Source organism: Dactylosporangium sp. NBC_01737, from assembly GCF_035963215.1.
Lineage (GTDB): Bacteria > Actinomycetota > Actinomycetes > Mycobacteriales > Micromonosporaceae > Dactylosporangium.
In genome coordinates this window covers 13,244,158-13,262,889 of the sequence record NZ_CP109153.1, presented here as the reverse complement: position 1 = coordinate 13,262,889, position 18,732 = coordinate 13,244,158, and the positions used below count along the sequence as shown (strand labels likewise).

The following is an 18,732-nucleotide window of genomic DNA, read 5'->3' as shown; positions in this document are numbered from 1 at the left end:
GAGGTTCCACTCACGAGCGACTGTCGGCACTACGCAAGTGCCGACGGCGCCATAACCCGAAGGATCTCCGGGGTCCTGGCACCGGCGATCCGTCGGGTTATCGGTCCGGCCGGTCCCGTCGCGGGGGTTGGGTCATGAGGCTGGTGCAGGGGGTGGGTCGCGTCCCCGCCGGAGTTTGGCCGCGAGGCCGGGGCGGGTCGCGCTGCGAGATGTTGGGCTCGATCAGGTCGCGCTGCTTGGGTTGGCGACGGAGGCGAGGCCTGCGGAGGGTCAGCGGGGGACATGGAGTTCGATTTCGGTGCCGGTGGTGGGGCTGCTGGTGATGGTGGTGGTGCCGCCCAGGTCGCGGATGCGGCCGCGGATGGACTGGGCGAGGCCGAGGCGGCCGGCGTGCTCGGCCTCGGTGAGGCGACCATCGGGGATGCCGGGGCCGTTGTCGCGGATCGTGACGGTGACGGTGTCGTCGAGCTCCTCGATGAGGAGCCAGGCCTTGGCGCCGGGGCCGGCGTGGAGGCGGACGTTGTCGACGGCGGCGGCCACGGCGGCGGCGACCTCGGCGGCGACCGGCGCCGGCAGCAGGACCTCGGTGGCCGGGGCGGCGACGCTGACGCCCGCGGCGGCGTGGCCGTCGAGCAGGGTCCGCAGGTCGACGAGGTCGGGCTGTGGGTCGGTCGACGCCGCCGCGCCGCGCGACCCGGGACCGCGCGAGGAGGAGGCGCCGCGCGAGGAGATGCCGCGGGAAGCGACGGGGCGTGCGGGTGACGCGGCCCGGGCGGCGCTGGAAGACGTGGAGGGTGAGCGGGAGAGGCTGGCGGGCAGGCGGAAGGAGCGGCGGCCCGACGACTGGGACGCCGGGGGCGCAGGGCGGCGGCGCATCGCGGCGGGTGCGGGGCCGCTGGAGCTGACCAGGGCGCGCAGCGTGGCCTCCTGCTCGCCCGCGAGGCGGCCCAGCTCGGCCGCCTCGCCGCCGAGCTCGGCGCCGCGGCGCTGCAGCAGCGCGAGGACCTGCAGGACGGAGTCGTGGATGCCGCGGGCGAGGCGCTCGCGCTCGCGGGTGGCGGCCTCCAGCTCGGTCGCGCGCTGCAAGCGGGCCTCGGCGTCGATCGCGAGGCGGGCGATGTGGCCGATGCCGACGCCGGCCAGGAGCATGAGAACCGGGCCGTTGACGGTGGCCTGGGAGAAGCCGGCGCGGACGATGACGTCGGCGCCGCTCATCAGCAGCGCGGCGATCGCGCCGCGGCGGCGGCCGCCGGAGATGGCCCAGGCCACGACCGGGCTCGCCACCCACGCCATCGGCAGGGTGGGTGCGCCGACGCCGAGGCCGTCGGGCTGGACGATCCAGCGGGTGGCGAGCAGGCAGCCGGCGGTGACGGCCAGGTCGGCGGTGAGCAGCGGCCAGCCGCGGCGCTCGGGGCGCGCATAGGCGAGGCTGCTCACCACCGTCCAGGCGGACATGACCGACAGGACCAGCCAGCCGCCGAGGGGCCAGTGGTAGTGCTGGAAGTTGCCGATCATCAGCACCGCGGCGTAGCCGAGCGCGGCGATGCGGAAGACCAGCAGCGCCCGCCACAGGGGTCCCTCGAGGGCCTTCACGGTGGGATCAGACCCAGCGGACCGGGGGCAGGCCGGCCTCGACGAGTGCGGCGTCGGTCTGGCTGAAGGGCTTGGAGCCGAGGAAGCCGGCGGGGTTCATGGGGCTGGGGTGGCCCGCCTCGACGATCTTGTGCTGGGGGTTGGTGACCAGGACGGCCTTCTTGCGGGCATAGCTGCCCCACAGGACGAACACGACGCGGCGGGGCATCGCGTTGAGCGCGGCGATCGCGGCGTCGGTGAAGTGCTCCCAGCCCTTGTTGGCGTGGGAGGCGGCCTTGCCGGCGCGGACGGTGAGGACCGCGTTGAGCAGCAGGACGCCGTCGCTCGCCCAGCCGGTGAGGTCACCGTTGGTGGGCGGGGTGACGCCGAGGTCGTCGCGGAGCTCCTTGTAGACATTGCGCAGCGACGGCGGGATCGACACGCCGGGGCGCACCGAGAAGCTGAGCCCGTGTGCCTGGCCCTCCTTGAAATAGGGGTCCTGGCCGAGGATCAGCACCCGCGCGGCCTCCGGCGAGCAGAGCCGGAAGGCGGTGAACAGGTCCGGCAGCGGGGGATAGACCGGGCCGGCCGCATACTCCGCCTCCACGAACGTCTCGAGCTTCTGCACGATCTCGAGATCCAGGTGCGGTTTCATCAGGTCCCGCCAGCCGGCGGGGAGCAGCTCGAGCAAATCCAACGACATGCACCGCACTCTACGAAAGCGGTACGACATTTTCACGACGCGGTAAAACGCGGGGGTATGTCGGAATTGGCTACATTGCCGCCGTGAACCCGGGAGACTGGAGGTGTGGCGCAGGTAGGACCGGTCGGGCATGGCGGCGAACCATTGACGGTGCTCTGGGCGTGGAGGCAGGCCCAGTTGGAGCAGAATGCCCAGCAGCGGGCGGCATCTCCGAGGCCCAGGCGCCAGCAAGATCAGCCAAAGGACAGTCTTGCACAGGACGGTCCCGCGGACGGGCCGAAACCCAGCGACCAGGGCTATCTGACGCAGCTGCAGCAGCGCCTCCGGGAAACCAACGTGAGGGCGGTCATCGCGCGGCTCGCCGACGCGCCGCCTGAGCAGCGCACCGTCCTGCACAGCGCGATCGCCGCGGACCCGTCGGCGGCCGAGCGCGGGTTCGTCTGGCTGCTGGAGCACTTCGACCAGCCGAGTGCCGTGGTGCCGCACCTCGCGCAGCTGGCGCCGGCGCTCGACGCGCTGATCGGTCCGCGCAGCCGGCAGCTGGACCTGTTCGGCGAGGCCCTGGTCGAGGCAGTCCGCGAAACGTCCGATAGGCCCTGGAGCGATGAGGACGCCGGTACGTGGCGCGACGGCTGGCGTTTCGTCGTCGGCTGGCTGCGCCAGGGCAGGTCGCTGCAGCAGGACGAGACCCCGTTCTGGACGGCCACCGTGCTGGCCCACGACCAGCGCCGCGACGACGTGGCGGTGCTGCGGCTGGCCACCGACCTGCCGTACCCGGCGCGGGCCGGGCAGCGCGCCGTCGTGGAGCATCCGATGGTGCCCGGCGCGTGGCGGTCCTGCTGGATCTCCGCGCCGCCGACCGGCGACAACCGCCTCGAACTGCACGTCCAGGCCACCCCCAGCGACGACGCGACCGGCGCGCTGGTGCACGGCACCCGGGTCGGCGACGCGGTGCGGCTGCACCGGGCCGAGGGCGAGTTCGTCATCGAGAAGCACGGCCGGGCGATCCTCATCGTCGCCGAGGACGTGCACGTCGCCCCGGTGAAGGGGCTGCTGGACGAGTTGGCCGCCCGCCTCGACGAGCGGGTCGTGCACCTGTTCTGGGGCGTGTCGACCCGCGACGACCTGTACGACCTGGAGTCGCTGCGGGCACACGCCGCCCGGTGCGCCCACGCGACCGTGCACCCGGTCGTGGCGAGAGGGCCGTCGCACCCGTACCTGAGCGGATCCCTGCCGCAGGTGGTCATCGACTTCGCCGAGTGGACCTCCCACGACGTCTACCTGTGCGGTACCCCCCTCGCGGTCGGGGTCATGCGCAACATGCTCATGCAGCGGTCGGTACCGGCGGGCCGCATCCACGCCGTCACCCTGGACCAGTTCACGGCCGCCACGACACCATCGTCGCGGTGATGACGGTGTTGCCGGAGTAGTTGCTGGTCGCGCGGTCGAACGTGCCGCCGCAGGTGACCAGGCGCAGCTGGGGGCGGGTGGCGGGGCCGTAGACCAGCTCGGCCGGGAAGAACCGCTTCGGGTACAGCCGCACCCCGTCGACCTCGAAGGTGACCGTCGAGCCGTCCCGCCGGGTCACGTCGACATGGTCGCCGGGCTTGAGCCGGCCGAGCCGGTAGAACACCGCCGGGCCGCTGTCGGAGGTGTCGACGTGGCCGACGATCACGGCATTGCCGGCCTCGCCGGGGGTCGGTCCCCGCTCGTACCAGCCGACGTGCGACGACTCCCGCAGCGACGGCGGGATGAGGATGCCGTCCCGGTCGACGTCGACCCGCTCGACGGGTGCGTCCACGGCGATGGAGGAGATGCTCAACCCGACCGGCGTCGACGCCGAAACCTCCGCGGCGGCGCCGGCCAGCCCGGCCGAGGCGCTGGACTCCACGACCGGCGGTGCCACCGGCGTGCCGTACCCGGCGCCGATGAGCGAGACACCGGTCACCGCCAGGGTGATGACGCCGATCACGGTGCCGCCCCGCCAGGTCCCGTTGGACCTGACGAGCATGTGCCGTGGCCGGTGTCCCATGCCGTCACACCGTGCGGCGGCGCAGCGCCAGCGCGCCCGCCGCGCCGACCAGGAGCAGCCCCCCGCCGGCGGCCATGAGGGTGCGGTTGGGGCCCTGCGCGGTCGAGCCGCCGCCGGTCGGCACCCCGCCGGTCGGCGAGACGACCAGTTTGACCACCGAGGAGCTGCCGTCGGCGCAGTCGATGCTGACGTTGAACGTGCCGGCGCTGGTCGTCGCCGGGATGTCGACCGCGACGGAGAACGAGCCGGGTGACTTGCCGGCCTCCATGGGGATGCGAGCGGGCAGTCCGAGCGTGGTCCCGGCGACGTCGGCGGACTTCACGCCCTCTGCGCAGACGGTGCTGAACGTGACGCGCCCGCCAGGTTTCACCGTGTCCGGGGTGACTGCGCCGGCGCCCTCGGCCGCCGCGACGCCGGGGAGGGCGAGCGCGGCCGTCGTGCCGGCGAGCAAGGCGCCGGACAGCAGGATTCTTCGCATGTTCCCATTTGCCGCTGTATCGGGGTGATCACCGAACACCTTCCGCGGAGGAGTGGCACGATGACACTGAGGTCACCCGGCAAACTTGAGAGTTTCCAGAAAGACCAGGTTGGTCCCGTACTTCCTCCGGTGCGAGGATGAGGTAACGAGTAGGAAATATCGCACGTGAGCGCCCCGCCTGGTGGTGCGGGCTGCACGTCTGAAATCCTGCGCGTCGGCGCCATAAGCGCCGGTCGCGGGCAATGGCGGCCGCGGCCAGAAGCCGGACTGCGGGACGAGACGGGAACGACGCGCATGAGTGAGTACAAGATCACCTACCCGGACGGCGAGCTCGACCTGCCGGCACGCAAGGCAACGGAAGGGCCCGCCGGTCTCGAGATCGGCAAACTGCTCAAAGACACCGGTCAGGTCACGCTCGACACCGGATTCGTCAATACCGCCTCGTGCGTATCGTCGATCACGTACATCGACGGCGACGCGGGGATCCTGCGGTACCGGGGCTACCCGATCGAGCAGCTCGCCGAGCGCTCGACGTTCCTGGAGAGCTCCTACCTGCTGATCCACGGCGAGCTGCCGACGCCGGCCCAGCTGGAGGACTTCACCGGCCGGATCCAGCACCACACGCTGCTGCACGAGGAGATGCGCCGCTTCTTCGACGGCTTCCCGCGCGACGCCCACCCGATGGCGGTGCTGTCCTCCGCCGTGAGTGCGCTGTCGACGTTCTACCAGGACAGCCTCAACCCGTTCGACCAGGAGCAGGTCGAGATCTCCACGATCCGGCTGATGGCGAAGGTGCCGACCATCGCGTCGTATGCCTACAAGAAGGCGATCGGGCAGCCGATGCTGTACCCGGACAACTCGCTGGGCTACGTCGAGAACTTCCTGCGGATGACGTTCGGCGTCCCGGCGACCCCGTACGAGATCGACCCGGTCGCGGTCAAGGTCCTCGACATGCTCCTGCTGCTGCACGCCGACCACGAGCAGAACTGCTCGACCTCCACGGTCCGGCTCGTCGGCTCCAGCCAGGCGAACCTCTTCGCCTCCGTCTCCGCCGGCGTCAACGCGCTGTTCGGCCCGCTGCACGGCGGCGCCAACCAGGCCGTCCTGGAGATGCTCCAGGTGATCCAGAACGACGGCGGCGACGTCGCCAAGTTCGTCAGCCGGGTCAAGGACAAGAAGGACACCGCCACCCGCCTGATGGGCTTCGGTCACCGTGTGTACAAGAACTACGACCCTCGCGCGGCGCTGGTGAAGAAGGCCGCGCAGGAGGTCCTCGGCCGGATGGCCAAGCCCGACCCGCTGCTGGACCTGGCGATGCAGCTCGAGGAGATCGCGCTGTCGGACGAGTACTTCGTCTCCCGCAAGCTGTACCCGAACGTCGACTTCTACACGGGCCTGATCTACAAGGCGATGGGCTTCCCGACGACGATGTTCACGGTGCTGTTCGCGCTGGGCCGCCTGCCCGGCTGGATCGCGCAGTGGCGTGAGATGATCAACGACCCGGAGACGAAGATCGGCCGCCCGCGTCAGGTGTATATCGGTTACGGCGCACGGGATTACGCGCCGATTGCTGCTCGGTAAAGACCCGCAGCGTCAACCGGTTCTTGCTCGTTTGTACCTTGACGGAGATCGACCCCGGCTGTCTCATACATGAGGTCCATCTGGGGTCGTTGTCCGTTTTCGACAGGGGAGACCGGTTTTCATGAGCGCGCCAACGTTGTCGCCGCTACTCACCGCGGCAGTGCAGGACCGGACGTCCGGAGCGACCGGGGTGGCCCGGCAGGTCCTCGACGGCCTGGCCGAGTTCGTCCACGATCCCGTGACGCTGCGTGAGGTCATGGCGCAGTTGCCTGGGCTGCTGCCGGGGTACGCCTCGATGTGGCACATCGCCCGTGCCGCCAACGGTGACGATCCCGGGCCCGCCCTGCGCGCGATCCGGGAGCAGCTCGACCGAGACGTCGAGGCGAGCGTCGCCACCGCGACCCGCCTGCTGCACCAGCGCGGCGGATGGGCCCGCACCGCGCCGAGCAGCGCGCTGGTGAAGGCCGTCGCCGCGCAGCTGCCCGCCGGCACCGTCGACGCCCCAGGCACCGAGGGGCTCCTGCCGGTGACGGGCATGGCCGGGGCCGACGCGATCAGCCCCACCCGCGTGCTCAACATCAAGGGCACGCTCGCACTCGCCCAGAGCATCCCCACGATCGTGATCACCACATCGCTGAAGCTGGTGCCGGAGCAGGTGTTCGACGGGCTCGGCTCGCCGCTGTTCGAGCGGATCCCGCTCACCGCCTTCTGGGCCGTCGTCCTCGACGGCGAGCTGCTGACCCCGGCCGAGGTCGGCCGCCGCGCCGCCGCACTGCACTGAAGCCGCGGCACCGAAGCGGCAGGCACCAGAAGACAGCACCGAAGCGGCAGGCACCAGAAGACAGCACCGAAGCGGCAGCGCCCACACGGCTGAAGCCGCACAGGTTGTGCGAATCTGTGCGGTTGCGTCGCTTGGACGTTCTACATTGGACGGTTCTCCGACACCGGTAGAACGGCACGGATTGGGGGCTGTGCAGTGGCTCACGTTGGGAGTACATTGCGTTGCATCCCAAGGACGCCGGGGCCGCCGCTTCCCCCGTGGCGGCGGCCCCGGTCTTTGAACTGGTTGCCACTCCCCGCCGGCCGACGCCAGACATCCGCGTTTCGATGACCGTGCCCGCGGAGACCACATCGACATGGTGACCACCGTTCGTCCGCGCGCCACAGCCCCCGCGCACGCCGCCGGTCCGCCCCCGCGCACAGTGCTGCTCATCGGCGGCATGATCCTGCTCGCCGTGCTGGTGCTGGCAGCGGTCGCCGTCTCCGTCTGGCGGGTCCGGCACGCCTCCGTCGACCGGGCGTCGCACACCGTCACCGCGGCCGTGGCCGGCCGCGACCAGGCGACCCTGGACCTGCTCAGCGGGGTCACCGCCGTCACCGTCACCGCCGCGGACCTCGGCGACGTGCTCTACCGGGTCCGCACCCCCGACGGCGGGCGCATGGTCCCCAGCGTCACCGACCTCGACGGCCGGGTCGGCGTCCAGCTCAACGACACCGGCAACGGCGCCGACAAGGGCGTCGTCACCGTCGAGCTCAACCGGGACGTGCGCTGGACCGTCCGCTTCACCGCCGGCGCCACGAGCAACACCGCCGACCTACGCGGCCTGCGCGAGATCGGCGGTGTCGAGTACATCGGCGGCGTCTCGAGCATCGAGCTCAGCCTTCCCGCGGCGAAGGGCGTTGTCCCGGTGCGGATGAGCGGCGGCGCCAGCACCTTCCGTGTCCACCTGCCGCAGGGCCGGCCCGTCCGGGTCGTCGCGGGCGGGGGTGCCGGCAGCGTCACCGTCGACGGCGCCCGCCACGACGGGGTCGCGGGCGGCGCGGCGTTCCAGAGCGGAGACCCCGCCGCGGCCGACAGGTACGAGATCGACAACACCGCGGGAGTGTCCAGCGTCGTCGTGGACCGCTACTGATCCTGAAAGATCAAGAGGGAAGGATCATTCCGGCGCCCGAGACGGGCGCGTCAACCGGGAGGTCCGGCAGGCCGAACAGCTCCGTCAGCCCGGTCACCTGCAGCAGCCGGTGCACGAACGGTGACGGGCTGCGGACCTCCATCCGGCCACCGACGTCGCGGGTCTTGTTGTTGATCGCGACCAGGGTGCCGATGCCGATCGAATCCATGAACGGCACCCGCCGCAGGTCGACGGTGAGCACCGACGGCCGCTGGGCGTCGATCGTGTCGATCACCACCGATCGCAGTGCGCCTACCGTCGCGGCTTCCAACGGGCCCAATACTTCCACCACAAGTACATCTCCGGAGCGGTGTGTCCGGACCATCGCGTCGCCCATTCACGTCGCGTACCCAGTCAGCGGAACCGGAAACTCACGGGTTGGCCGAGATCAGGAGTGGCAGGACACACACATACGCGGCCAGCAGGACGCAAGCCTCCGGACGGGTGATCCTGCTGCCCCGCCACAGCAGGAGCCAGGCGAGCACTGCGGCGCACACCATCGCCGTGACCGCGGCGAACCCGAACGGCGCGATCGTCGAGCGTCCTGCGGCAAGACCGACGACCGCCCCGCCGATCAGGCTGTTGAAGATGTTGCTGCCCAGCAGGTTGCCGACCAGCAGGTCGCCTTCGCCGCGCCGCTGCGCCTGCACCGACGTCATCAGCTCCGGCAGCGACGTGCCGAAGGCGACCAGGGTGAAGCCGATGACCTGGTCGCTGACGCCCCACCGGTGCGCGAGCGTGACCGCGTTGGCGACCAGCAGCTGCGCCCCGCCGAGGGTCGCGGCGAGCCCCAGCACGGTCCGCAGCGCCTCGACCCACCAGTGCCGCGCCCGCGGCGAGACGAACGCGGCGACGTCATCGGGCAGCGGGTCGCCGTCCTGTACCCGCGACAACCGCACCAACAGCATGAGCGCCCCGACGCTGAGGACGGCGAGGAGCAGCCCGGCCACGAACTTCAGGCCGACCAGTGCGAACGCGCCGAACACCGCGACCGCCGCCGCCATCAGCGGCGCCTCCCGGACCGGCACCGAGGAGCGCACCATCACCGGGGACACGACCGCGACGACACCCAGGACCAGGGTCACGTTGAGGATGTTGGAGCCGACCAGGTTGCCCAGCGCCAGGCCCGCGTTGTCGCGCACCGCCGCGGTGCCGGACACCACGAACTCGGGGGCGCTGGTGCCCAGCCCGATCACGACGACGCCGACGATGACCGGCGCGACCCGCAGCAGCGTCGCGAGCCGGCTCGCGCCCACCACCGCCTGGTCGGCGCCCACGGTCAGCAGCGCCAGCCCGACCAGGCCGAGCCCGACGACGAGCAGCGTCGACATCAGTCTCCAAATTCAGGATCACGGAACCATTGAGGATCACGGAAACGCCGGGCCAACGGCCCGACACGATACCGCCCCGTGTCTCGCCCGCCGATCCGTAACCGGTTCCGGTGGATTGACCCCGTGCACGGCTGGCGGAAAGGCCCGTCGAGCCTTATCGTTTTCAACGAGACCGGCGTCTTCCCCCGTGGATGCCGGTCTCACCATGTCTGGACCTGATGCGTCACCGGGTCGCGCCGGTGGGGCGGGTGCTGCCCCGCCGCCGGACCAGGACCGTCGCCAGCACCGCCGCGACCACCGACGCGCACAGCACCGCGGCCGCGGCGGTGTCCGCCCCGGTGCCCGGCACCGACAGCCTGGCGATCAGCAGACTCACCGTGTAGCCGACGCCGCCGAGCATCGCCACCGGCAGCACGTCACCCCACCCGACCTCCGGCGGCAGCGCGCCGAGCCTGGTGCGCACCGCCAGCCACGAGCCGAGCATGATGCCCGCGGGCTTGCCGACCAGCAGCGCGACGGCGGCTCCCCGCGCGACCGGGTCACCGAACGCGTCGCCGGCCGCGGCGAGGGGGATGCCGGCGGCGGCGAGCGCGAAGATCGGCACCACCGCGCCGACGGACACCGGGTGGAGCCGGTGCAGGAGACGGTTACAGGCCGACTCGTCCTCACCGTTCCGCGTGTGTACGGGCGTCAGCAGGCCGAGCACGATCCCCGTCACGGTGGCGTGGACGCCGCCGCCGTGCACGAACACCCACGCTCCCACGGCGATCGGCACGACCAGCCATGCGGGCGCACGGCGCAGGCGGTGCAGCAACCCGTACACCAGGCACAGCACCAGGCCGCCGGCCAGCCACCACAGCCGGACGTCGTGCGCGAACAGCACCCCGACGAGGGCGATGGCGCCCAGGTCGTCGATGACGGCCAGGGACAGCAGCAGCACCCGCACCCCCGACGGCAGCGTCGAGCCGGCCAGGGCCAGGACCCCCAACGCGAACGCGATGTCCGTGGCGACCGGGATCGCCCACGCCCCGCCGTGCGCGGCCGCGCCGCCGGACACCACGATCGCGACGACCGCCGGCACCGCCATGCCGCCGAGCGCCGCCGCGACCGGCAGGGCCGCGGCCCGCCAACCGGCGAGCTCACCGACGGTCAGCTCCCGCTTGACCTCCAGGCCGGCGACGAAGAAGAAGATCGTCAGCAGCCCGTCGGTGACCCAGTCGGCGAGGGACAGGTCCAGGTGCAGCGCGTCCAGCACCGCCGAGGACGGCGGGCGCATGGACCAGAACTGCTCATAGGTGCCGCCGGGCAGGTTGGCCCACAGCAGGGCGACCCCGGTCGCGAGGAGAAGCAGCCGACCACCGGTCGTCTCCAGGCGGAGGAACTCCAGCAGCATGTCGAACCGGCGTGCGGTGCCACGGGCCATTGCGGGTCTCCTCCAGCGGGCAGACTCATCCTGTCCTGCCGACCAGACTTCCCGGCGCACCTGCGGCGAACGCTACCCCACCGTGCTCTCACTCCACTGTGGACTATCGTGGCGGGGGCCCGCACGGTACCGTGTCCGGGTGCAGTGTCCGAGATGCGGCGCGATCGGCGTCGACGCGCAGGGACTGTGCCTGCGCTGCCGGCTCTACGTCGGGGCGCCCGCGGGGCCGCCTCGGCTCCAGCGTAACCCGCTGCTGATCCCCGGCATCGTGTTCGCCGTGGTCGCGGTCCTGCTCATCACCGCCGTCATCGTCTACGCGGCCACCGGCGGCGACCAACCCGCCGAGGACACCGCGGCGCAGCGACCGGCCGCGCCCGCGACCACCGGCGCGACGAGCACGGCACCGAGCCCCAGCGCCGGCTCCAGCCCGAGCGCCGGCCCGAGCGCGACCGCCAGCCCGTCACCGTCGGCGGACACCTGCATCGTCGGCGTGTGGCTGGAGGAGCGGCACGACGAGAACATGGCGATCCTCAACACCGGCGTCTTCCCGTTCCACGGCAGCGGCACGTATCACCGCTACAACGACAGCGGCCGGGTCGTCTTCGACTACGGATCCGGTGTCCGCATGACCGGCGCCAAGGGGTCCACCACCTACGAGTTCGTATTCACCGGGATCATCGTCTACTCCTACGTCGTCGAGAACGGGCAGGTCGTCTACAGCAACCCGCGCGCCGACGGCACGGAGACGCTGTTCCGCAACGGCCACCAGGACTACACCTCCAAGCTCGAGGCCCGCAGCGTCCCGCCGCGGAAGCTCAACTGCGGCAGCGTCGCGATGAGCCTGACGACCCCCGACGTCATCGTCGAGCTGAAACGCACCAGCGCCCGCCAATAGCCGACAGAACCGGTCCGCCGCCCGGTCCGTGAACCCGGTCGTGAGCGCGAATCGACTGGTGTACGCGGGCGGGGTGCTCCTCGCCGGCTGGGTGGCGGCCGTCGGGCTGCTCTTCCCGCACTCCGTCGAGCTCGCCGTGCCGTGGCACCTGCCGCCGCTGCACGCCCAGGTGATCGGCGCGTTCTACCTCTCCGGGGCCGTGTTCATGGCCGCGATGGCGCGCAGCTCCACCTGGTCCCGCCAGGCGGTCGTGGTACCGATGATCGCCGTGTGGACCGGCGGGCTGCTGGTGGTCCTGTTCGTGCACTGGGACCGCATCCAGCACACCGGCACCACCGTGGTCATCTGGCTGGTCGCCTACACGGTGCTGCCGGTGACCGAGGTCTGGCGCCTGTGGGAGCACCGCCGGACCCCGGTCGCCGCCGGCCCGCCCGCCCCGCGGTGGCTGCGCGGCTTCCTCGCCGTCACCGGCGCGCTGCTCAGCGTCGTCGCCGTGCTGCTCCTCGTGGACCCGCCCGCGTGGCCGTGGGCGGCGCAGCCGTTCGTCCTGCACATCTACGCGCCGCCCCTCGCCGCATTCGGCGTGGGGTTCCTGCTGTCGGCCCGCCGGCCGCTGGACGACCTCGCGATCGTCCTGCCCGCCTCGGCGCTGTTCGCCGGCACCGTCCTCATCGTGTCCACGCTGCGGCTGGAGCTGTTCCGGCCGGGCACCGCCACCGTCGTGTGGTTCACCGGGTTCGCCGTGGTGTTCGCCGGGCTCACCGCCGGCACGATCGCCGGCCTCACCCGGCGGAGAGCGCGCGTGTCATGAGACTCATCAGGATCTGGATCGCGGTCGAACTGCTGTTCGGCCTCTTCGGCGCGTCGGCGGTGCTGCTCGACCCGGCCTCGACCGCCACCAACTTCGCGTGGCCGATCGCGTCACCGGCCGCCGCCTCGGTCCTCGGCGCCTGCTACGGCTCCGTCGCCGTCATGCTCGCCGCCGCGCTCTTCGCCCGCAACTGGGGGCAGGTCCGCCCGGTCGTCGCCGCCGCCGGGGTCCTCACGTCCGTGATGCTGCTCGCCACGTTCCTGCACTGGCCGGTGTTCACCCACGGCACGGTGGCGTTCTGGCTGTGGTTCGTCAGCTACCTGCTGCCACCGCCGACCCTGCTCGCACTGTGGGTGTGGCAGGAACGCCGCCCCGCCGTCCCCCCGGCCGGCCCGCTGCCCGCGTGGGCCGCGAACCTGTTCATGGGCAACGCCGTGATCCTCGGGTCCGTCTGGACGTTCCTGTTCTTCGTGCCGATGGTCCTGGCGCCGCTGCCACCCGTCCTCGTGCGCGTCTACGCCGGCTGGGCCCTCGGCCTCGCGACCCTGCTGTGGCTGACCGGCAAGGGCCGGGACTGGCGCCTCGCGGCCCTGTGGCTGCTGACGCTGCCCGCGATCCTGTGGATCCAGCTGTCGCGCTACCCGTACACCATGAGCGGCGGACTGCTCGTCCAGCTGCTGGACCTGCTCGGGCTCGCCGCCGTCTGCGCCGTGCTGCTGGTGCGCCGGCACGGCACGACCCGCGGGCTCGCCGTCACCGGTGCCGCGGGGGTCGGGCTGTTCCTCGTCGCGCTCGCCGCCCTGCCCGCGCTGCGCCCCGACCTGGACGTGCGGGCCCGGTGGGTCGGCGAATACGCCCACGGCCCCTACGGCGGTCTCATGGTCGGCGCCTACCTGGCCCTCGGCACCGGCGCCCTCTGCCTCGGCCTCGCCCTGCGGACCGTGAGCCGCGCCGGGGGAGTGCTGCTCACCCTCGCCTCCGGCGGCGCCTACCTGTCCGCCGTCTTCGGGCAGGACGACACCGCCACCGGCGCACGCACCGTCCCCGGCACGATCCGGGAGATCGCGCTGATACCGACCTTCGCGCTGCTCATCACGGCGCTGGCGCTGCTGACCAGCGCCGGACCGCGCTTCCTGGCGTTGCCGTTCGCCGGTGTACTGGTGAGCTTCGGCGCCGCCCTCGCCGCCTCCCCGGCGTGGAAGGGGCTTGCCGGACGGGCGTTCGACGCCACCTGGACGCTGTGGATGTTCGCCGCGGCGGTGTGGCTGCTGCGCACTGACCGGTTTGCTCAGGTTCCCGCTCCGACGGTCGATTGGGCCGTCGGAGAAGGGGAGCGTGGCAGTGAGCGACGACTTGGGTGACATCGTTCAGGAGTTTCTCGTGGAGTCGCACGAGAACCTGGATCAGCTTGACCGGGACCTGGTGGCATTGGAGGCCGCGCCGGGATCGCGTGAGCTGCTGTCGTCGATCTTCCGGACCATCCACACGATCAAGGGCACGTCCGGCTTTCTGGCGTTCAACCGTCTGGAGAAGGTGACGCACGTCGGTGAGTCGCTGCTGTCCCGCCTCCGGGACGGTACGCAGGGCATGACGCCCTCGACGACCGACGCGTTGCTGCGGATGGTCGACACGGTCCGTGGGTTGCTGTCGGAGATCGAGGAGCACGGCCGGGAGCTCGAAGGCGACGACACGGGTGTGATCGCCGCGGTCAACGCGTGCATCACCGATGGGTCGACGCCGGCGGCGGCCGCCAAACCCGCCGCGGCGGCGGCAGCGGCGTCTCCAGCCGGCGCGGCGGTTGCCGCCGCTCCGGTCAGCGGGGACGTCACCGAGCCCGCAGCGGCACCGCCACCGGCGGCGCCGGCCGTGGAGGTCGTTGTGGTCCAGCCGGTGACCGTGGTGGCAGTCCCACAGGTCGCTGAGGCCCCAGCCGTTTCGGGCCACCGCCGGCGGCGCCGCGGCCGCGCCCGTGCCCGCGGCGGCGCCCGTGCCCGCGGCCGCTCCGGCCCCGGCGAAGGGCAGGCCGGCCGCGGCCGGTCAGCCGCCCACCGACTCCGCCGACGACACGGTGTCGAAGCGGAGTGTGGCGGATCAGTCGATCCGGGTGGATGTGGATCTTCTGGACAAGTTGATGAATCTGGTGGGGGAGTTGGTGTTGACCCGGAATCAGTTGATCCGGGCGATCGGGTCGGTGGCGGATCCGGGGATGACGCGGACGGGTCAGCGGTTGAATCTCATCACTTCTGAGTTGCAGGAGTCGGTGATGAAGACGCGGATGCAGGCGATTGATCATTTGTGGTCGAAGTTGCCGCGGGTGGTGCGGGATCTGTCCTCGACGTTCGGTAAGCAGATCCGTCTGGCGCAGGAGGGTAAGGAGACTGAGCTGGACCGGTCGCTCCTCGAAGCGGTGAAGGACCCGTTGACGCACCTGGTCCGTAACGCTGTGGATCATGGGATTGAGTCGCCGGATGAGCGGGTGGCGGCGGGGAAGCATGCTGAGGGGACGTTGACGTTGCGGGCTTACCACGAGGGTGGGCATGTGATCGTCGAGGTCCGCGATGACGGGTCGGGGATTGATCCGGACAAGATCGCGCGGATCGCGGTGGAGAAGGGCCTGGTGTCGCGGGATCAGTTGGCGACGATGGATCGCCGGGAGATTTTGGGGTTGGTGTTCCGGCCGGGGTTCTCGACCGCGAAGGCGGTGACGAACGTGTCCGGTCGTGGTGTGGGTATGGATGTGGTGAAGACGAACATTGAGCGCATCGGTGGTGCGGTTGATGTGGACTCGGTGGTGGGTCAGGGCACGACGTGGCGGTTGACGATTCCGTTGACGCTGGCGATCATTCAGGCGCTGACGATCGAGTGTGGTGACGAGCGGTATGTGATCCCGCAGGTCGCGGTGCATGAGCTGGTGTATCTGGACGGGCAGTCCGGCCGCGTCGTCGAGCACGCCATGGGTGCGCAGGTCTACCGGCTCAGAGGGAAACTGCTGCCCCTGGTGTACCTCGACGACACCCTCGGCCTGGCCCGCGACGGCGAACACGACAAGGACGTCTACGTCGCCGTCCTGCAGGCCGAAGGGAAACGCTTCGGGCTGGTCGTCGACCGCGTCCTCAACACCGAGGAGGTCGTGGTCAAGCCGCTGACGTCCAGGTTCAAGGACATCGGTGTGTACGCCGGCGCCACCCTGCTCGGCGACGGCCGCGTCGCGTTGATCCTCGACGTCGCGTCGCTCGCCCGCCGGGCACAGCTCGCCGCCGGCGTCGAACCCAAGGACGCCGACACGACGGTTCGCCGCGGCGGCGGCAACGGCGGCCGGCTCCTCATCGCCGGCGTCGGCGACCGCCGCGTCGCGATCCCCCTCGACATGGTCACCAGACTCGAGGAGTTCCCCGTCGAACGCATCGAACGCACCGGCAGCCGCGAGGTCGTGCAGTACCGCGACCAGATCCTGCCCGTGCTGCGCCTGTCCCACCTGCTCGGCGCGTACGAGACCGAACCCGGGCCGACCGTGCCCGTGGTGGTCTACACGGAGAACGGGCGCTCCGTCGCCCTCGCCGTGGAGAAGATCCTCGACATCGTCGAGGAAGGCCTCGACGACTCGCGCCGCGACTTCGGCGACGACGGGCTGCTCGGCTCCGCCGTCATCCAGCAGCGCGTCACCGAACTGCTCGACGTGCGCCGCGCCATCCTCGCCGCCGACCCCCTCTTCCACACCAAGATCGACACCACCACCGACCCCTACGAAACCACCACCTACCAACCTGCCGGAGTCTGAATGGACACGAAGCTCGCCATGGTCATCGACGACTCACGTGCCATGCGGGGCATCCTCAAACGGATCCTGCTGCCGCTCGGCTTCGAGGTCCGCGAGGCCACCAACGGCAAGGACGCCCTCGACCAGCTCTGGGACCACGACCTGCAACCCGGGCTCGCCCTGATCGACTGGAACATGCCGGAGATGAACGGCCTCGAGTTCGTGATGGCGGTCCGCAAGCAGAAACACCTCCGGCAGATGACCCTCATGATGGTCACCACGGAGAGCGAACACGGGCAGATCGTGCGCGCCCTCGCCGCCGGCGCGCACGAATACGTCATCAAACCGTTCACCGCCGAGGCGATCATCGACAAGCTCAGCTACCTCGGCGTGCTGCCGCAGATCCCGACCCTGGAGGGGGCGAACAACGGCTGAGCCGTGCCGGGTTGGGGGCGTGGCCGGTCCGGATCGTAGCGGAGGTGACGGCGTGACCTGAAACGCGCTCGTCTTGGTCCGATAGGCGACGGAAGAACACCAGGCGGCGTCGTACCGTGCGACACATGACGATCGACTTTCCGCGCGGCTGGTGGGGCACGGACCTGGGCAGCGCCCGGGCGAGCATGGGGACCTACGAGCTGTACCCCACCGAAAGCCTGCCGGTAGTGGACCAGTCACGCTTCGACGGCACGTTCAACTGGCTGGTCTCCGGCGCCCCGCACGACCCGCTGCGCGCCATGGACCTCGGCGCCCTCGCCGCGCACGTCGAGCTGCCGGCCGCGTTCAAACGCTTCATGAGCAGCCAGGTCCTGATGGACGCCATCCCGTCGTGCACCGGTTGCGACTTCGACCTGGCGCCCCGGCCCGTGCCCAGCCCGGTCGAGCCCGAGGCGCAGCTCGTGCGGTTCCTGCGCGACCAGCAGGACGCGGTGATCTGGTACCTGTACCTGCGGCCCGGCGCCGAACCGTTCGTCATCGCCTCGCCGTGGCTGCTGGAGATCGTCGGCCTCGAGGAGGTCGACGTGGACGTCCTCATCGCCAACATGGTCCGCGTCGCCGACAGCTTCGAGCAGTTCGTCCACCGCTTCTGGCTGGAGAACTCGCTGTGGTTCAGCGTCAACGAGGGCGACGAGTCCACCGACGAGATGAACCTGTATCTGGCCCACTACACGGCCGCCTGAACGGCATTCCCGGCGCCGCCGGAATTAAATGGTTGCCGAGGCGGCGCCGGGGTCGTATCTTTGAATACGTCAACGAGGAACACCAAGATCCACAGGACCTGAAGGGAGACCGCAAATGGCAGCGCACATCGAGCTACGACTGACGGCGTCCGCGTCGCGCGGTCGATCAGGCGTGTCCCGTGCTTGGCACAACATGCTGCTCAGCGACCTGCTGGCCAGTTCGGAGCTGCCCGGACGGTGGCGAGGCTAGGGTTCCCCCGCCTCTCCCGCCGCCCACAGCAATGGGCGGCTTTTTTGTACCTTCCTACGGGTGTAGCTCAATCTGGTAGAGCACCGGCTTCCAACCCCGACGGTTGCGGGTTCGATTCCTGCCGCCCGTGCAGCATCGTTGTTTGACAATTCCATTCGTACATTCGAAACGCCGGGGTAGCCCAATCGGTAGAGGCGTCCCGCTCAAAATGGGATCAGTGCGGGTTCGAGTCCCGCTCACGGCACGCAAGATCGTTTGGTATCAGTTGGGAAGTTACTAGCGAAGGGAGGCCCGGTGACCGCGGTTCTCGTTCTCAACGCCGACCTCGGACCCCTGCACCGGGTCACCCTCCGCCATGCCGTGCGCATGCTGCTGCGTGAGGTGGCCGTCGTGCACGAGTCCGAGCCCGACCGGCTCATCGGTGTCTACCCGATGCCGAAGGTCGTGCGGCTCGTGTCCTACGTCGTCACCCGCTGGCGCTTCGGCGGCGGACCTGCCTGGTCCCGCGCCGGGGTCCACGCCCGTGACGGCCGTCGTTGCGGCTACTGCGGCAAGGACGCCACCACCATCGACCACATCCTGCCCCGGTCCCGGGGCGGGCGGAACACCTGGAAGAACACCGTCGCGGCCTGCACGGTGTGCAACCAGCGCAAGGGCGACCGCACCCCCGCCGAAGCGGGCATGGTGCTGCGGGTCCAGCCGTCGGTCCCGACCTGGCACGCACTGGCCCAGCGCTGACGGACGGGTCCGGCGGGGTGCTGCTACCTCC

The 18,732-nt window shown here is 70.7% G+C and carries 18 protein-coding genes, 1 tRNA gene and 1 pseudogene; 13 read left to right on the top strand and 7 right to left on the bottom strand.

What is annotated here, in order from left to right:
• Nucleotides 1–270: 270 nt before the first annotated feature.
• Together macS and ung are read right to left on the bottom strand one after the other, a co-directional pair.
• Nucleotides 271–1,593, bottom strand: a complete 1,323-nt coding sequence (gene macS, locus OHA72_RS61305; RefSeq protein WP_327005243.1) for a MacS family sensor histidine kinase — start codon at nt 1,591–1,593, stop codon at nt 271–273.
• Nucleotides 1,594–1,600: 7 nt separating this feature from the next.
• Nucleotides 1,601–2,275: a uracil-DNA glycosylase gene (ung, locus tag OHA72_RS61300; RefSeq protein WP_327005242.1), complete on the bottom strand. Its 675-nt coding sequence runs from the start codon at nt 2,273–2,275 to the stop codon at nt 1,601–1,603.
• A 336-nt stretch (nt 2,276–2,611) separates the two neighbouring features.
• Here ung and OHA72_RS61295 point away from each other — a divergent pair, with 336 nt between their 5' ends.
• A complete protein-coding gene (locus tag OHA72_RS61295; RefSeq protein ID WP_327005241.1) occupies nt 2,612–3,685 on the top strand; it encodes a hypothetical protein in 1,074 nt (357 codons plus the stop codon).
• Here OHA72_RS61295 and OHA72_RS61290 read toward each other — a convergent pair.
• Both OHA72_RS61290 and OHA72_RS61285 read right to left on the bottom strand, forming a co-directional pair.
• Nucleotides 3,654–4,307 carry a class F sortase gene (locus OHA72_RS61290; protein WP_327005240.1) on the bottom strand — a complete coding sequence of 218 codons (654 nt, stop codon included), beginning with the start codon at nt 4,305–4,307 and terminating at the stop codon, nt 3,654–3,656. The two genes, OHA72_RS61295 and OHA72_RS61290, sit on opposite strands and share 32 nt — an antisense overlap.
• A 4-nt stretch (nt 4,308–4,311) precedes the next feature.
• Nucleotides 4,312–4,785 (bottom strand): GVDTG sorting domain-containing protein, encoded by a 474-nt coding sequence (locus OHA72_RS61285; RefSeq protein ID WP_327005239.1) that lies wholly within the window; start codon nt 4,783–4,785, stop codon nt 4,312–4,314.
• A gap of 294 nt (nt 4,786–5,079) precedes the next feature.
• Here OHA72_RS61285 and OHA72_RS61280 point away from each other — a divergent pair, with 294 nt between their 5' ends.
• The 3 genes from OHA72_RS61280 (at nt 5,080) to OHA72_RS61270 (ending at nt 8,279) form a co-directional block, all read left to right on the top strand.
• Complete coding sequence (locus OHA72_RS61280) at nt 5,080–6,366, top strand: citrate synthase (protein WP_327005238.1); 1,287 nt, start codon at nt 5,080–5,082, stop codon at nt 6,364–6,366.
• 121 nt (nt 6,367–6,487) lie between these two features.
• A complete protein-coding gene (locus OHA72_RS61275; RefSeq protein WP_327005237.1) occupies nt 6,488–7,147 on the top strand; it encodes a hypothetical protein in 660 nt (219 codons plus the stop codon).
• A 355-nt stretch (nt 7,148–7,502) separates the two neighbouring features.
• Nucleotides 7,503–8,279 carry a hypothetical protein gene (locus OHA72_RS61270; protein WP_327005236.1) on the top strand — a complete coding sequence of 259 codons (777 nt, stop codon included), beginning with the start codon at nt 7,503–7,505 and terminating at the stop codon, nt 8,277–8,279.
• Between the two features lie 10 nt (nt 8,280–8,289).
• On the opposite strand, the gene OHA72_RS61265 is transcribed toward OHA72_RS61270, so the two are convergent.
• From OHA72_RS61265 to nhaA, 3 genes are all read right to left on the bottom strand, one after another.
• Nucleotides 8,290–8,655, bottom strand: a complete 366-nt coding sequence (locus OHA72_RS61265) for an STAS domain-containing protein (protein WP_327005235.1) — start codon at nt 8,653–8,655, stop codon at nt 8,290–8,292.
• 34 nt (nt 8,656–8,689) lie between these two features.
• On the bottom strand, nt 8,690–9,649 hold the full coding sequence (locus tag OHA72_RS61260) for a sodium:calcium antiporter (protein ID WP_327005234.1): 960 nt from the start codon (nt 9,647–9,649) through the stop codon (nt 8,690–8,692).
• 223 nt (nt 9,650–9,872) lie between these two features.
• Nucleotides 9,873–11,072 (bottom strand): Na+/H+ antiporter NhaA, encoded by a 1,200-nt coding sequence (gene nhaA, locus OHA72_RS61255; protein ID WP_327005233.1) that lies wholly within the window; start codon nt 11,070–11,072, stop codon nt 9,873–9,875.
• A gap of 139 nt (nt 11,073–11,211) precedes the next feature.
• Between nhaA and OHA72_RS61250 the strand changes: the two genes are divergently transcribed.
• The 9 genes and pseudogenes from OHA72_RS61250 to OHA72_RS61210 all read left to right on the top strand — a co-directional run bounded on the left by OHA72_RS61250 (nt 11,212) and on the right by OHA72_RS61210 (nt 18,701).
• On the top strand, nt 11,212–11,967 hold the full coding sequence (locus OHA72_RS61250) for a flagellar basal body-associated FliL family protein (protein ID WP_327005232.1): 756 nt from the start codon (nt 11,212–11,214) through the stop codon (nt 11,965–11,967).
• Between the two features lie 40 nt (nt 11,968–12,007).
• The gene (locus tag OHA72_RS61245) at nt 12,008–12,778 is read left to right on the top strand and encodes a hypothetical protein (RefSeq protein WP_327005231.1); all 771 of its coding nucleotides are present in this window, start codon (nt 12,008–12,010) and stop codon (nt 12,776–12,778) included.
• A complete protein-coding gene (locus tag OHA72_RS61240; RefSeq protein ID WP_327005230.1) occupies nt 12,775–14,139 on the top strand; it encodes a DUF998 domain-containing protein in 1,365 nt (454 codons plus the stop codon). Before OHA72_RS61245 ends, OHA72_RS61240 begins: the two co-directional genes overlap by 4 nt.
• Nucleotides 14,114–14,356, top strand: a pseudogene (locus tag OHA72_RS61235) (Hpt domain-containing protein); the annotation flags it as partial. The gene OHA72_RS61240 and the pseudogene OHA72_RS61235, both read left to right, overlap by 26 nt.
• A gap of 391 nt (nt 14,357–14,747) precedes the next feature.
• On the top strand, nt 14,748–16,556 hold the full coding sequence (locus OHA72_RS61230) for a chemotaxis protein CheW (protein WP_327005229.1): 1,809 nt from the start codon (nt 14,748–14,750) through the stop codon (nt 16,554–16,556).
• On the top strand, nt 16,557–16,970 hold the full coding sequence (locus tag OHA72_RS61225; RefSeq protein WP_327005228.1) for a response regulator: 414 nt from the start codon (nt 16,557–16,559) through the stop codon (nt 16,968–16,970).
• 125 nt (nt 16,971–17,095) lie between these two features.
• Nucleotides 17,096–17,713 (top strand): hypothetical protein, encoded by a 618-nt coding sequence (locus OHA72_RS61220; RefSeq protein ID WP_327005227.1) that lies wholly within the window; start codon nt 17,096–17,098, stop codon nt 17,711–17,713.
• A 306-nt stretch (nt 17,714–18,019) separates the two neighbouring features.
• Nucleotides 18,020–18,093: transfer RNA gene (locus OHA72_RS61215), tRNA-Trp, on the top strand.
• A 164-nt stretch (nt 18,094–18,257) separates the two neighbouring features.
• A complete protein-coding gene (locus OHA72_RS61210) occupies nt 18,258–18,701 on the top strand; it encodes an HNH endonuclease (protein WP_327005226.1) in 444 nt (147 codons plus the stop codon).
• Nucleotides 18,702–18,732 lie beyond the last annotated feature (31 nt).